Genomic DNA, 13,720 nt, shown 5'->3' on the forward strand with positions numbered 1-13,720 from the left:
AGAATCCAGATTTCGCGCGGGGAGCAGAATCTGCGGATTCTGGCCAGAATCCGGGGCTGCAGAGCCAGAATTCGCGGCGCGGGAGGGCGTGAATTGTCATGCCTCGTCCTCCTCCTGGTAGACCCAGACGGAGGGGTTCTCGACGGGCAGGACGGCCCCGGTCTGCGGGCATTTGTAGTGGCTGGGCAGCGCCGGGATCAGCTCCGGCGTGACCTCGCCCGTGTCGGGATCGACGGTCTCGCCGCCCGTGCCGAGCAGCATTCCCTCGACGCAGAGATAGCCGTATTTGCTCCGCTCCGCGGCCAGGCCGATGCGCGTGGCGGCGGGGCCGCGGATGAACTTGACCTTGCCCTTGGTGGCGAGAACGCTGAGCCGGTCGTGGACGATGGTCCGCCCGCCGAGCCCCCCGGTATTCTCGAATGCCTCGGAAAACTGGGCGAAGGTGTAGAGCTTGCCGCGCCGCGCCTCCTCGTAGAGCAGACCGAGGATGACGTCGTTCTTGCGCATGCGCTCGGCGTCATGCTTGGCGCCCACCTCGGCGCGCACGAGGCGCTCGTTCATCGGGTTGATCTCGACCCATTGGCCGCGCACCTTGTCGATCAGCTTCGAAGGCAGCGCCGGGCCGTTGCGCAGTTCGATCTCCAGCTTGCGCTCTGACGCGTCCTCGTCGGGGCGGTGCAGGATGAGGCCGGACGTGTAGAAGCCCCGCAGCGCGCTGGCGCCCGAAAGCGCGAGGAACGGATCCTCCTTCACCTGATGCTTGCTCAGCTTCTTGGTGTGGTGGATCAGGATGATCCCGCAGTCGGGGTTCACGTGGTCGCGCAGCACCTCAACCCGGTCCATGAGAAAGAACATCATCGCGGCGTTGTCGTTCTCGCCACCGCCGTCAGGTCCGCCGTCGAACAGGTTGCGGATCGGGTCGATGCACAGGATGTCGACGGGCTCGTCCGGGAACGCCTGCTGGATCGCCTGCGCGACCAGCGCGCTGCCACCCGCATCGAGCAGCAGTTTCAGCTTCGGCGTGACGACAAGATTTTCGCGGGCGGCGGCCATCACCTCGGGTGGCAGGCCAATCTGCTGCATGCGCTCGCGCAGATAATGGTACTGGATCTCGGCCTGCAGATAGAACACGCGCAGCGGCCGTGGCGGCGTGAAGCCAAGGAACGGCACACCGGCAGCCATGTGCACCAGCCAGCTGATGACGAGATCGCTCTTGCCAACCTTGGGCGCGCCGCCGAGCACCAGCATGCCGCCCGGGGTCAGGACGCGCGGGCCGATGATGTCGTCGGGCATCGGCGTGCCGTCGTCCAGCAGCGCGCCCAAGGTGAAGGTGGCGATCTCTCTTGCCGCCGGAGCGCCGTCGTTCCGAATGAGCGGCGGGCCGTTCCTCGCGATGTGCAGCGCCCAAAGCCGCTCGTATTCGACCCAGAGACGGTCTTCTGGCCAGTTCGGCCGGATCATCGCCGCGTTGTATTCGCCGATCGCGCGCCAGGCTTCCTCCCGGCTCATCCGCCCCTCATGCGCCATGCGGACATAGTGTCCGATGGCCATGCTGACGCCTTCGAACCGCGTCCAGGCGTCCTGGCCGCCCTCGCGGACCGGTGTGGTAAGGGCTGCGTCCACGCAGGGTTTCTCGCGCAGCTCGGCCGTCGCCATGCCGACTCCGGGCATGGGCGGCATTTCGGCCGCGCGCTCGAGCATGTCGGCCAGATCGAACTCGAGATCGCTGGCTTCACGGATCAGGACGAGCCGTTCCTGGCCGCCCTTGTGATAGACCGTGCCGGGGACGCGGATCGGCTGGTGCGCCGAGCGGAAATGCATGTCGCCGCCGACCTTGAGCGCGATATCGCCCCGCAACTGGCAAAGCCGCGCGAGTTCGGCGCCTTCGGCGGGCTCGGTCAGCTTCCACCAGACATGGAGCTTGGTCGCGCCATCGGCTGTGCGCCCGCCGCTCTCGACGATCAGCGTCGGTCGCCCGAGGTGGTGGACGAGGTGATCGAGCTTGGCTGGGATGTCGCCTGCGTCCAGATCGACGACGACGCTCTGCATCTGCAGTACATCGGCGGCACGCGCCTGTCCGCTTTCCGCCACCGTGCCGGGAATGACATAGACCGCCGCTCCCTCGCGCGCGCCCCAGGCGGCGAAGGTGGCGAGCTTGTCGGGCGCCGCGCCGTTCGCGTCGATCCAGATGTTGTGGGGCCGGCCGTCCTTGCCCTGACCCTTGTCCACGAAGCCACGGACAGGGATCAGTCCCTCGGAATAGCCGAAGACCACGTCGACGAAGCGCGCGATCTGCGCGGGGTCCGGTTCCACGGCGAAGGGATCGGGCAGCGGCGCCGCGTCGTTGAAATCCCGCCATGGATTGAAGTGGATGATCTTGTCGTCGCTCATGCCGCCAACCCCCAGCACCGTTCGGCATGGGCGCAGAACCGGCATTCGAAGAAGTCGCGGCTGGCGGCGATGCGGGGCAGCAGCTCGCCGGCATCGGTGGCTTGGAGTATCCGCACCGCGCGGTCGGACATGCGCTGCGCCAGATCGGCATCGAAGGCGACCTGCTCGTGATGCAGTTCGGCCGTGTCCTTGTTGATCGCCGTGAACAGTGCCGGGGCTGAAGAAACGCCCGGCACCGAGGGCTCCATGTAGGCCTGGTAGATCGCGATCTGTGCGGCATAGACGGGCTTGGAGACGGCGACCCCGTCCTTGACGCAGGCCCGCCAGTTCTTCGCGTTCATCGTCTTGCATTCCCAGAGCGCCGGGGTGCGGAGACCGAGCGCGGCCGGTGCCGCCGCGATGACCCCGTCGACATGGCCACGGATGCGGCCGCCCGCGACAGAGAAGCCGAACTGTTCGCCATCGGGGCGGTTGCCCTTGCGGGTGTAGAGGTCCAGCCCGGCCGCCCGCAGCCAGCGGATCGCCAGATCCTCGAGCTGGTGACCGATCTCGAAGATCCGCAGAGTCTGCCCGCCGAAGTCCGAGCCCTCGTCCTTGGGCGCGCCTGCGAACTCGAACTGCAACGCGCGTTCGCAGGCATGTCCCAGACGGGACGCGCCGAGATAGGTTCGGGGCGGCGTGGCCTCCCGCTCGGCGATCAGCGCGGCGTCGACCAGCGCGTTGATCCGCTCGGCCATGGAGGGGCGCGGGTTGAAATCCAGCATCAGAACGGCACCTCGCTCCTGGCGGCGATGCGCGACATCTCGGCGCCATAGCCCTCCAGAACCTCCTCGATCAGCGCGGTGACCTCTGTCGCATCCAGATCCCGTAGCCGCTTGTCCCAGCCGATCTCGTCCATGGTCGTGCCGAGCCGCTTCATCACCATCGCTATGGCGAGGCGTTCTTCATCAGTGGTTCCCTGCATGGTCAGTCCTTTCCGGTGGCGGGCCGCGAAGAACGCCTGGCAGTGCATCGAGCAAAACCAGCGGTGTTCGCGGGGGCGGGGTCTGTTGGGGTTGAAGAAACCGAAGCCGCGCGCGGGGCGCAGACAGACGGCGCAAGGCTTGAGGCGCGGGTGCCAGAGCCGAATACGCTTCGGGCAATCCGCAGGCGCTGCGGGCGGGGATGGGACTTGCGCGACATGATTCACGCCGCCCTCCGCTCGGGCTCGGCCGCCGTGACGAGGCGCCGGATGTCGCGCTTGTTGAACTGGAACGAGATCAGCGCGGAGGCGCGATAGCGCGTCAGGCCGTAATCGCGCCGGAACTCGGGCGGCAGGCAGTTCAGCTGCTTCTCCGTCGCGTCCTGCTTCAGCCAGCCCTTCGACTTGAAGGCGCTCTCGTCGGTCTCATGCTCGTTCAGCCAGTCGTCGGCCTGCGCGAGACAGACGATGCGCTCGCCCACGCTCAGGAGCCGCGTCGCCTTGCCCTTGGCGCCCCCGACCGCGTGCCAGCGGCCCTCGAGGAAGAACACGCCGCCCCAGGCGTGAAAGCCGTTGGCCATCAGCGCGGCGTCGTCGCCGAACAGGTCCACCCACGCGAAACTCGATCGCTCGAGAAGATCGAGCTCGGTCATGACGAAGCTGTCGATTGGCTCCGCGCCTTCGCGCGGCAGTTCGCACCCGCAGATCGGGCATTCGGTGACCGCGATCGGGATCTCGGCCTTGCATTCCGGGCAGAGTTTCGTCGGCGCTTCCCCCGGCGTCGGGACCCGCCCGTCGAGATCGACATCCTGCTCCAGCGTTCCGTGCGTGAGGCTCGAAGTCCCGAAATCCAGCACGACGCAGTCGGTCTTCACGATGCCGGGATGTTCCTCGGGATCGACGGTGCGCAGTCCGCGCCCGACCATCTGGATCATGGTGGACTTGTAGGAGCTGGGGCGAAGCAGCACGACGCAGGAAGTGGGCGGATGGTCCCAACCCTCCGTCAGCACCGCCACGTTGACGATGACGTGGATGTCGCCCGCCTCGTAGTCGGCGAGGATCGCCTTGCGGGTCTCGGCCGCCAGATCGCCGTGGATCAGCGCGGCGGAAACGCCAGCTGCCCTGAACGCGTCGGTGACGTGTTCGGCGTGGGCGACGGTGGAGCAGAACACCACGGTCTGCCGGTCGCCTGCCTTCTCCTTCCAGTGCCGGATCACCTCGTCGGTGACGGGGGCGCGGTCCATGATGCCCGCCACCTCCGCCATGTCGAAATCCGACATGGTCTTGCGCACAGAACGCAACTCGTCCTGCACGCCCACATCGATGACGAAGGTGCGCGGCGGCACGAGATGGCCCGAGGCGATCAGTTCGCCCAGCCGCACCTGATCGGCGACGTTGTCGAAAACCTCGCGCAGGCCCTTCCTGTCGCCCCGGTTCGGCGTGGCCGTGACCCCGAAGATCCGGGCGTCGGGATTGGCCTCGCGCACCCGGTCGATGATGCGGCGGTAGCTGTCGGCGACGGCATGGTGGGCCTCGTCGACAACCAGCAGGTCGAGGCGCGGCATTTCGGCGAGGTTCGAGGCCCGCGCCAGCGTCGGCACCATGGCGAAGGCGACCTGGCCGCCCCAGGACTTCTCGGTGGCGTCGATCACCGAGGTGGCGACGCCCGGCACCACGCGCTGGAACTTGGAGCGGTTCTGCGCCGTCAGCTCGTCGCGATGGGCGAGCACGCAGGCCTTGGCGCCCTCGCCGATCATCTCGCCGGTGACCGCCGAGAGCATGATGGTCTTGCCCGCGCCGGTGGGCGCCACGCCCAGCGTGTTGCCGCGGGAAGCGAGCGCAGCCACGCTGCGCTCGACGAAGGTCTTCTGGCGGGGGCGCAGGCGCATGGCCGGTCTCCCCCTTACTGCGCCCAGCTCGGCCGACCGGCGAACCCGGGGGCGGAAGCGGGCTGGCTGGGCTGATGTGGCGCCGCCGCAGGGGTGGTCTGCTGCGGGGCATGTCCGGCTGCACCGTGTCCGCCGAACTGCAGCGGTGCAGTCCCCATGATCTGCGCGTAGTCGCGATGATCCGGCGTGACCGCGCTGCGGATCTCGTTCTTGTCGTCGCCGCTGGCGTCGGTGCCGATGTCGATGCGGGCGATGAACTCGATCCCGTCGAGATCGGCGAAGCCGTTGATCCGTCGTGCTGCCTGCGCCTCGGCCGACATGTCGTTGTCGGAAATCCCGCGGGCCGAGTTCAGCATGCCGCGCACGAGGCTGCGGCCCATATTCGCCCAGTCCGGCCCCTTCGGGCTGTAGAGCCCGATCAGGGTGAAGACCTTGCGCCGGGCGTACTGCCCCTCGGTCACCGTGAACTCGCCGTTCAGATAGACAGCACCCGTCGAGCCGCGCGTGGCATACCCGCCAGTCCAGCCCTGCGAGGCATCGTCGAAGCCGCCGGGGCGGATGGTCAGGCGCACCTTGGCCAGCGTGCCCTTCGGGATCAGGTTGCTGTTGCTCTGCGCGTCGTTGAAATCGTTCCAGGAACCCATGGGGAACCTCCTTTTCTGATCAGGATTGCGATGGGGATTCGGCGTCAGCCGCCGGATTGGCGGGCGGCGGGGAGTAGGTCAGGCGCTTGGGCGCTGGCGCGACGGGGGCGCGGATCTTCGTCATGAGGCGGCCGAGATGCGGCTCCTCGACCTGATCCAGCCGACCGGAGCGGTCCTTGGCCGGAAAGTCCCAGGGGTTGATCGTGTGGCAGACGAAGGCGCGATAGGGACCGCCATCGGCCTTCAGCTCCGCCATGGTGATCACCTCGTCGACGATCCCCGGCAGTTCGAGCCCGGTCTTCGAGCCGTCGATCTGCGGCTGGAACACCTTGCGGTTGAAGTCGTCGAGCTTCTCGTCGAGGATTCCGACGAACCAGACGTTCTTGGCCCGCGTGTGCTGGAGATGGGTGAGCCAGCCGATCATCTCGCGGCCGTGCAGCCCGTAGGCCCCGCGCACATCCGGCTTGCCGGTCTTCTCCGACAGCGCCTCGGGCTGGCCCTTGCACCAGCCGAAGCACAGCCGCCCGGCGACGGTGATCGAGTCCACGAAGATCGTGTCGTAGCGGTCGAGCGCGGCCGGATCGCCGAAGCGGTCGCAGACCGCCTTGTAGTGCGCCGGGCTGTAGGGCTGCTCGTCGCGCAGCGCCGGGTTCGACCCACCGATGAACACCGCGAAATCCCGGCATTCCGTCCATGTCCGCGGCCGGATGCTGTCGCCCGCCCAGCCCTCGATGGCGAGATCGCCCGCCTCGAGATCCATGAACAGCGTCGTCGATGCGTTCAGCGTCCAGAGGAGCGAGGTCTTCCCGATGCCGGACTTGCCGAAGATGCAACCCTTGATCCCACGCGGCTCGGCCAGCCGCTGGTCGGCGCTGATGATCGGGAGGCTCATTGATCGCCCCCCTGCGGGACGATCTCGATCTTCAGTGTGCCGGGCCGGACGGTGCGCGCGGGTTCGAAACCGGCACGGATGGCGTCGGGCCAGGCTGCGTATTTGCGCTCGGGCACCTTGAAGGCGATGTCCACGTACTGCGCGGGATCGTCCCCGGCGGCGCGGATGCGCTCGACCATGGCGGCGAGGCGATCCTGATCCCAATCGACCCGTTTCGGCAGATCGGCGACCACGGTGAAATCACCGTCGTCGAAGCGGATCGTGCCGGTGTCCTTGCCCGCCGCCTGCCGTTCCTCGGCGGCGCGGGTGGCGTAGCGGACGGTCAGCGCGCCATCGAGGCGGGCCTTCGCGGCCTTGTCGCGCTTGATGCGCTCGTCGACGTCGCGCTGCAGGATGGCCAGCAGTTCGACGGGCAGCTGGGCGATGTCCTGCAAGCCGAGGCCCGGCAGGTCGTCGACGGTGGGGGTGTTCGCGGGGAATGGCATGTAAGGGTCTCCATGATCGGCAAAAAGGAATTGGAAGGCGGTCATCACGCGGCCTCCCGCTCGGCGAGCAGAAGCGCGGACAGCGACACGGCTGCGGCCTTCGGTTTGGGGCGGGCGACGGCGATGTAGGCGAACTGGTCGGGGCCCGTGCGCTCCTGCACCAGGTGCACGAGGCCCTGTTCGGCGGCCCAGAAGGCGCGCGACCCGAGTCGGGCCAATTCCGCGCGCTGTTGATCCGGGAGCCGGGCGAACATCGGGAAGATGTCGAGGACCAGAAAGCCGCGATGGTATTCCAGCCGGTCGCCCGGCACGGCCTGCGCCACCCAGGCGCAGAACTCGATCTCGGTGAGCGGTCGGCGGGCGCGGACCGTGATAAAGGGGGTGGTGCCCATGAACATGATCTCCTCCTTTCGCCTCTACTCAGGCCGCCGCGAGATCGTCCCAGGCGGGACCGAGACCGTGGGCGGTGAGCACGTGACGGAGATCTGCGAGGCGGCGGTAGAGCGCGGACCGGCTGCCGAAACCCTCGGCCGCGAGCGCGGTCACGGGGCGATGCGCCAGCGCCGCGCAGAAGCGGCGATCCTCGGCCGGGAGCCGCGCGAGGGCGGCCTGCAGGGCGTGGTGAAGTTCGGTGACAGCGGCGGGGCAGCAGGTCTGGCCGTGCCAAGCGGCAAGCCCGTCGTCCTCGGTCAGCGTGTCGCCGACCGGCTCGCGGGCTCCGGCCAGCGGCACCTCCAGCGAGAGCAGCGACCCACCCTGCGCACGGCGCTGGCGGTGATGGCGCATCGCGATCCGCGAAGACTGGTTGCGCAGGACGATGTTGGCGAAGGCGCCGATGCTGCCACGCGAGGCATCGTAGGCGGGCAAGCGGCGGAGCAGATCTATCAGGAGGTCCTGGCCCAGATCCTGGCGTTCGCAGACCGGCAGGCACAGCTTGTGCCGGAGCCGCTGTGCCGCCGCATCGGCCTCGCGGATGATGGTTTCAATGTCGTCGGGGGAGAGTTCGATCTGCATCGGTGTGCGCCTCGGTCATCGTTTCTGATGAGCCCAAGGTGCCGGATGCGGTCGGCGCGCAGGTGGGAACGGGGTGGGAATAAGGTGGGGGTTTGGTGGGTCGCGCCATTTCCGGTCGCCGGGTTAGAATAGAAGGGCCGACGCGGACCGCTTAGCGGCCACTAAAACCATAAATCGCCAAACCACGCATGGATAACGCGCTCATTATATCTGCTGTCGATGGCGGATCCCCGCGGTGAATACTGTACTTCGACCGCGTGAAGCTGATGATTGCGCGACTTGAGAGTGCCGGGATAAGTTCCATGAACATTTATAGCGACGGAGGCGTGCTCGACGATGGCAGACCTAATTTTTGACCGGAAGCACGCCATGGAAGCGATCCGCTTGGCAAAAACCAACGGGCAGGAATGGCTATATGAAAGCTATCCCAAGCCAAACGGACAGAAGCGCCGGTCGAGCACGGGTTTTCTGATGCACGAAGGCGCGGCCTACCCGGTAAAACCGCTGGGACGTCTGGCAAACGAGATTGCCGGCAACCCAATGACCGCTAATCCCATCACGAATGTTTTCAGGAAATACTTCGAGAAGTTGGGGTTCCAGTTGATCGACAGCCCCGAGGACGAGGCGGAAAACGCGACTGAGCGACAGCGCCGCCTCGCCGAAGTTTGGGAGCGCCCGGGCCAAGCTCGGTTTCGCCGCGCCGTCTTTGAGATGTTCGGCGCGCGCTGTGTTGTGACAGGATGCGAGACGCTGATGGCGTTGGAAGCCGCACACGTTCTGCCTGTGTCCAGCGGCGGCGGCGATGAAGGATGGAATGGCATTCCTCTTCGCGCCGACTTGCACAGGCTCTTCGACGCTGGCGCCATCATGATTGATCCTACCTCGTGGAAACTCTCGGTGGCTGATGCCGTGCGTGAGGAATACGGCCAGTATCACGGTCTGGATCTCGAGCCGGTCATCGCCGAGATCGACGGAGCAGCGGAGCTGGCGGCGGCATTGCGGAAGCGAATGGCAATGATCGGCTAAATGCGAGCTGGACCGACCCGGCTCCAGCTGACGAAAGCGGACTCAAGGAAGGAAGCGCGCGAGACGCTGCTGGTTACCTTTTCAACCGTCGACCACGATGTCTGATGCATGGACGCTGAGCCGGTAGCCCCGGTTGCGCACCGTTTCGATCAGGGCCTTGCTCTCGCCATCGGTGAACCCGGCAGCCTTGAAGGCATCCCGCAGCTCCCGGATCAGATCCTTGGCTTCGCGCGCCGTGGTGCCTTCGACATGAGACCCGGAGGCGACCTGATCGCGCGACAGCGCCTTCTCGAGCAGGCGTTCGAACACGGGGAAAATCTGACGCGACAGGATGACGGAACGACCGTCCCAATGAACCTCGGCCGCCGCCCTCCGAACACGAAGCACGGGCGCCAGCGGGATCGGCGCCAGAGCCGCGATGTCGATTGTGCCGCCGAGGCCATTTGTGGCGGGCGTCAGCACCTCGAGGATTTCGACGAGATGAAAGCCCGCATCCTGGTGTCGCCGGGCAATCTCCGCTGGCAACTGCGGCGCGAGGATCGTGACGTCCGGGCCCTGCGCCGCTTGGCGCAACGATGCTATGATGCCGTCGCCGGTCAGGGCTGCGGGCTCCAGCGCAAGAAACACTGCGCGCCCCGATGGCGTATCGCCGAGCCGCCAGACCTTCTCCGCGGCGCGTTTCGGGGCTGCAGCGAACCCTGCTGCGGCGCCGATCACGGATGCCAGCCCATCAGCGCCGATGCGGAACACGCGCACATCATCTTCGGTGAGTTCGATGTCCTGTCGATGATCGAACGGGCACTCAGCCCGAAACGCATCGCCGATTTTCCGGATCGGCCGACAGGGGAGCCCGCATTCGCAGCCGTCGCAGACGTCCCAATCGGAGAGCGGCGCCTGTTCGACGAGGACACGTTTCGCCAGCAGCCGGTCGAAAACCGGACCAAAAAACGGCGCGGCAAGCTCGCCGGACAGGATCGCGTCGTTGCCAGCCTCACTCAGCCGCGTCAACAACCTCAAAATCGTCTCGGTCATTCATCAGCCCGTTCCGTTCGATCAGCTTCATCACCCGCGCCTCGTGCTGGGTGCGGCGGAACTGCACGACGCCCGGGGGCCGCAGCTTGACCGTGACCTGCGGCTGGCGCTTGCCGTCGCCCTTGAACAGGATCCGGAACACGAGCTCGCCCAGCCTCCAGGCGCCGCCGAAAGAGACCGGCGTGCCGCCGAAATGCTGGAGCGCGTCACCGCTGAGATCCCGCGACCGCAGGGTGCGCACCACGCGGGGATACCCCTTCTTGCCGGGTGCCATCAGGTCGGCCGCCGCCTCGATGATCAGCACCTTGTCGATCAGCGGATCGTAGGCGGCATCGAAGGCGAAGCCCGGTCCGGCCAGTTCGACCGGGCGCAGGGTATAGAGGTCCTGCGCATCGTCGCCGTCGAAGAAGCCGGGCCTGTCTAGGATGATCGAGGCGAAGAGTTCCGCGATCTCGGGCTGATGCGCCTTCCGGATGCGAGCCAGCCGCAACATGCCGGTGTTCTCGGAGTATCGCAACACGGCGTGAGAAATCTGGCGTACGCTGATGACCCGTTCGACCTGGCCCTCGACGACCGGCATGGTCGAGACCATGGAGCCGTGGCTGACCACGAGGTTGATCTCGTCATCGTCGTCGTAGTCGCCCACCCGGCAGTAGTCCCCGAGAAACGCGTCACGGAAGAGCGCGGCAACGGCCGTCCGGAACGCCTCGACCTTATCCTCAGTCAGGTCGATCGCGACGCCCCGTTCCCGTCCGGCATATTCATGCAGGCGGTCGGCAGTGAGCATCGCCATATGGTCGGCGGCCGCGTCGAAGAGGTCAGGATGCTCCAGAAAGACCCGGACGGCGATGTGCTTGGGATCATGCGCCTTGTTCGGCGCGTCCTCGTCGCCGGTCTTCATGTCGGGGAACAGATCGACGCCCTGACGGGCGGCCTGCGCCTGAATGATTTCGAGGCCGCGGGCATCGCCAAGTTCCGCGATGCGGTGCAGATCGCCGCGCAGCCCCTCCGGATAGCTGTCCTCGGCGCCGGTCAGCAGTTTCTCCAGCGCCTCGCGGGCGGCATCCTCCTCCTGGTCCAGCAGGTCGACGGAGAAGCCCTTGTACTTGCCCTCGTGCCGCGCCAGCAGCGGCTTCATAAGGGCAAGATCGATGGTCTTGATGAACCGGGGGTTCACGAACTTCTTCAAATTGCCGGCCACGACGAATCCCCTTTCCGGCAAAACCAGTGTTCTTGATACGTTCTTTCGTGTGATTCATCAACCTGCGCGGGATCGGCTGGGACGCTTTCCGACATCGACGAGTAGAGGCCAGAGGAGACGACTGCTCCGAGGCCCGCATGAAACGCCCCAATCCGCTCCCGCCCGACAAGATGACGCCCGCAGAACGCCGCGCCGAGTTGTGCGGCCTGCTGGCGTCCGGGCTGGTTCGGCTACGGATGCGGGATGGGGGCGAAGTATCTGACGATACTGGAGAACGTTGCCTACACTCTCCGCCCGACCAATGCCGTCATGCAACTCCAACTCACCGGAGAAATGCATGAACAAGCCCGATCCCATCCCCGCGCGCCTGGCCGCGCTCAAGACCACGCCGACGCCCGACCTGAAGAAGCAGTGGCGTGATCTATTCGACAGCGAACCGCCACCCTTCAACCGGCGCTACCTCGAATCCCGCCTGGCCTACCGCATCCAGGAACTCGCCTATGGCGGGCTGAGGCCGGAGACGATCCGGCGGCTGGAACGGCTGGGCGAGGAACTGGATGGCGGCGACAGGAAGAAGCGCAGCCTGCGCCTCGACCGTGACCGCCCGATCACTGGCACGCGCCTCCTTCGCGAATGGCAGGGCGTCGAGCAGATCGTCACCGTCACCGCCGACGGCTTCGAATGGCAGGGGCGGCCCTACAAGTCGCTGTCCGCCATCGCCCGCGCGATCACCGGCACCCGCTGGAACGGGTGGGTCTTCTTCGGCCTCAAGAACCACAGGAGGCGGAAATGACGAAGCCGCCCGAAAAATCGAAGGTCGTCCGTAAGCTGCGGTGTGCCGTCTACACCCGGAAATCCTCCGAGGAAGGACTGGAGCAGGAATTCAACAGCCTGCATGCCCAGCGCGAGGCCTGCGAGGCGTACATCGCCAGCCAGCGGTCTGAGGGCTGGGTGCTTGTCCGCGATCAGTATGACGATGGCGGCATCTCGGGCGGCACGCTGGAACGCCCCGGCCTGCAGCGGCTGCTGGAGGACATCGAGGACGGGCTGGTCGACGTGGTCGTCGTCTACAAGATCGACAGGCTCAGCCGCTCGCTGGCTGACTTCGCCAAGCTGGTCGAGGTGTTTGACCGGAACGGCGTGACCTTCGTCTCGGTGACCCAGTCCTTCAACACGACCACGTCGATGGGTCGGCTGACGCTGAACATCCTGCTCTCCTTTGCCCAGTTCGAGCGGGAGGTGACGGCCGAGCGCATCCGCGACAAGGTCGCCGCCAGCCGGAAGAAGGGTATGTGGATGGGGGGCGTGCCGCCCTACGGCTACCGGGTGGAAAACCGCAAACTGCTGGTGGACGAGGAAGCCGCCGCGCACGTCCGCTGGATCTTCGCCCACTTCCTCGAGATCGGGTCGGGCACGGAGCTGGCGAGAGAGATCACGAAACGCGGCATTCAGACGCCGCGCGGCAACCGGATCGACAAGAAATACATCTACCGGATGCTGAGCAACCGCGCCTACATCGGCGAGGCGGTGCACAAGGGCGACAGCTATCCCGGCGAGCACGACGCCATCATCGACCGCGAGACGTGGGACCGCGTCCACGCCATCCTGCAGGAGAGCCCGCGCAAGCGTGCCGCGCGCACCCGCGCTGAGACGCCCGCACTGCTGAAGGGGCTGCTGTTCGGCCCGGATGGCGCGGCCTTCTCGCCGACGCATACTCGGAAGGGGGATCGTCTCTACCGCTACTATGTCAGTCAGACCGTGCTGAAGCATGGTGCTGGTTCGTGTCCGGTCGGCCGCGTGCCTGCGGGCGAGATCGAGGGCGCCGTCATAGACCAGCTCCGCGCCGTGTTCCGCCAGCCGGAGATCGTGGCCGGCACCTTCAGAGCGGTGCGGACACATGACGAGGATATCACCGAGGCCGACGCCCGTGCCGCCCTTCAGCAGCTCGACCCGCTGTGGAACGAACTCTTCCCCGCCGAGCAGGCGCGCATCGTAGCGCTGCTGGTCGAGCGCGTGGACATCAGCTCTGACGGGCTCAACGTCCGCCTGCGCGTCGACGGGCTCGGCGGCCTTGCCCGCGAGATGCTGGCCGGTGGCATCGAGGCGGCAGCATGACCCGCGGTGCTCCGATCCCGGAGACGGTTACTCTCCACGTCCCATTCAGGATCGTGAAGCGCGGCGGGAG

Annotated in this window: 14 protein-coding genes; 3 read left to right on the forward strand and 11 right to left on the reverse strand. The window is 66.5% G+C overall.

Annotated elements, in window-relative coordinates; all coding sequences use genetic code 11:
• Window positions 1–96: 96 nt before the first annotated feature.
• From EYE42_RS00220 to EYE42_RS00260, 9 genes are all read right to left on the reverse strand, one after another.
• Entirely contained in the window at window positions 97–2,391 is a 2,295-nt protein-coding gene (locus EYE42_RS00220) for an AAA family ATPase (RefSeq protein WP_130989313.1), read from the reverse strand.
• Window positions 2,388–3,155, reverse strand: coding sequence for a hypothetical protein (locus EYE42_RS00225; protein WP_130989314.1), 768 nt, complete (start codon window positions 3,153–3,155; stop codon window positions 2,388–2,390). Before EYE42_RS00225 ends, EYE42_RS00220 begins: the two co-directional genes overlap by 4 nt.
• On the reverse strand, window positions 3,155–3,355 hold the full coding sequence (locus EYE42_RS00230) for a DUF6511 domain-containing protein (RefSeq protein WP_130989807.1): 201 nt from the start codon (window positions 3,353–3,355) through the stop codon (window positions 3,155–3,157). Before EYE42_RS00230 ends, EYE42_RS00225 begins: the two co-directional genes overlap by 1 nt.
• A 221-nt stretch (window positions 3,356–3,576) precedes the next feature.
• Entirely contained in the window at window positions 3,577–5,241 is a 1,665-nt protein-coding gene (locus EYE42_RS00235) for a DEAD/DEAH box helicase (RefSeq protein WP_130989315.1), read from the reverse strand.
• A gap of 14 nt (window positions 5,242–5,255) precedes the next feature.
• Complete coding sequence (locus tag EYE42_RS00240; protein ID WP_130989316.1) at window positions 5,256–5,885, reverse strand: hypothetical protein; 630 nt, start codon at window positions 5,883–5,885, stop codon at window positions 5,256–5,258.
• A gap of 19 nt (window positions 5,886–5,904) precedes the next feature.
• Window positions 5,905–6,777 (reverse strand): ATP-binding protein, encoded by an 873-nt coding sequence (locus tag EYE42_RS00245; RefSeq protein ID WP_130989317.1) that lies wholly within the window; start codon window positions 6,775–6,777, stop codon window positions 5,905–5,907.
• Window positions 6,774–7,307, reverse strand: coding sequence for a hypothetical protein (locus EYE42_RS00250; RefSeq protein ID WP_211657875.1), 534 nt, complete (start codon window positions 7,305–7,307; stop codon window positions 6,774–6,776). Before EYE42_RS00250 ends, EYE42_RS00245 begins: the two co-directional genes overlap by 4 nt.
• Complete coding sequence (locus tag EYE42_RS00255) at window positions 7,307–7,660, reverse strand: hypothetical protein (protein ID WP_170309480.1); 354 nt, start codon at window positions 7,658–7,660, stop codon at window positions 7,307–7,309. Before EYE42_RS00255 ends, EYE42_RS00250 begins: the two co-directional genes overlap by 1 nt.
• Window positions 7,661–7,682: 22 nt before the next feature.
• The gene (locus tag EYE42_RS00260) at window positions 7,683–8,276 is read right to left on the reverse strand and encodes a hypothetical protein (RefSeq protein WP_130989318.1); all 594 of its coding nucleotides are present in this window, start codon (window positions 8,274–8,276) and stop codon (window positions 7,683–7,685) included.
• Between the two features lie 369 nt (window positions 8,277–8,645).
• On the opposite strand from EYE42_RS00260, the gene EYE42_RS00265 reads away from it, so the two are divergent.
• Window positions 8,646–9,302, forward strand: a complete 657-nt coding sequence (locus tag EYE42_RS00265) for an HNH endonuclease (RefSeq protein WP_165455664.1) — start codon at window positions 8,646–8,648, stop codon at window positions 9,300–9,302.
• An 81-nt stretch (window positions 9,303–9,383) separates the two neighbouring features.
• On the opposite strand, the gene EYE42_RS00270 is transcribed toward EYE42_RS00265, so the two are convergent.
• Window positions 9,384–10,334 (reverse strand): helix-turn-helix domain-containing protein, encoded by a 951-nt coding sequence (locus EYE42_RS00270; RefSeq protein WP_130989320.1) that lies wholly within the window; start codon window positions 10,332–10,334, stop codon window positions 9,384–9,386.
• Window positions 10,294–11,535 carry a hypothetical protein gene (locus EYE42_RS00275; RefSeq protein ID WP_130989321.1) on the reverse strand — a complete coding sequence of 414 codons (1,242 nt, stop codon included), beginning with the start codon at window positions 11,533–11,535 and terminating at the stop codon, window positions 10,294–10,296. The genes EYE42_RS00270 and EYE42_RS00275 overlap by 41 nt, the downstream gene beginning before the upstream one ends.
• A gap of 337 nt (window positions 11,536–11,872) precedes the next feature.
• On the opposite strand from EYE42_RS00275, the gene EYE42_RS00285 reads away from it, so the two are divergent.
• Entirely contained in the window at window positions 11,873–12,328 is a 456-nt protein-coding gene (locus EYE42_RS00285) for a DUF2924 domain-containing protein (RefSeq protein WP_130989322.1), read from the forward strand.
• Window positions 12,325–13,650, forward strand: a complete 1,326-nt coding sequence (locus EYE42_RS00290; RefSeq protein ID WP_130989323.1) for a recombinase family protein — start codon at window positions 12,325–12,327, stop codon at window positions 13,648–13,650. The genes EYE42_RS00285 and EYE42_RS00290 overlap by 4 nt, the downstream gene beginning before the upstream one ends.
• Window positions 13,651–13,720 lie beyond the last annotated feature (70 nt).

This window comes from Paracoccus subflavus (genome assembly GCF_004310345.1).
In the GTDB taxonomy this organism is placed as follows: Bacteria; Pseudomonadota; Alphaproteobacteria; order Rhodobacterales; family Rhodobacteraceae; genus Paracoccus; species Paracoccus subflavus.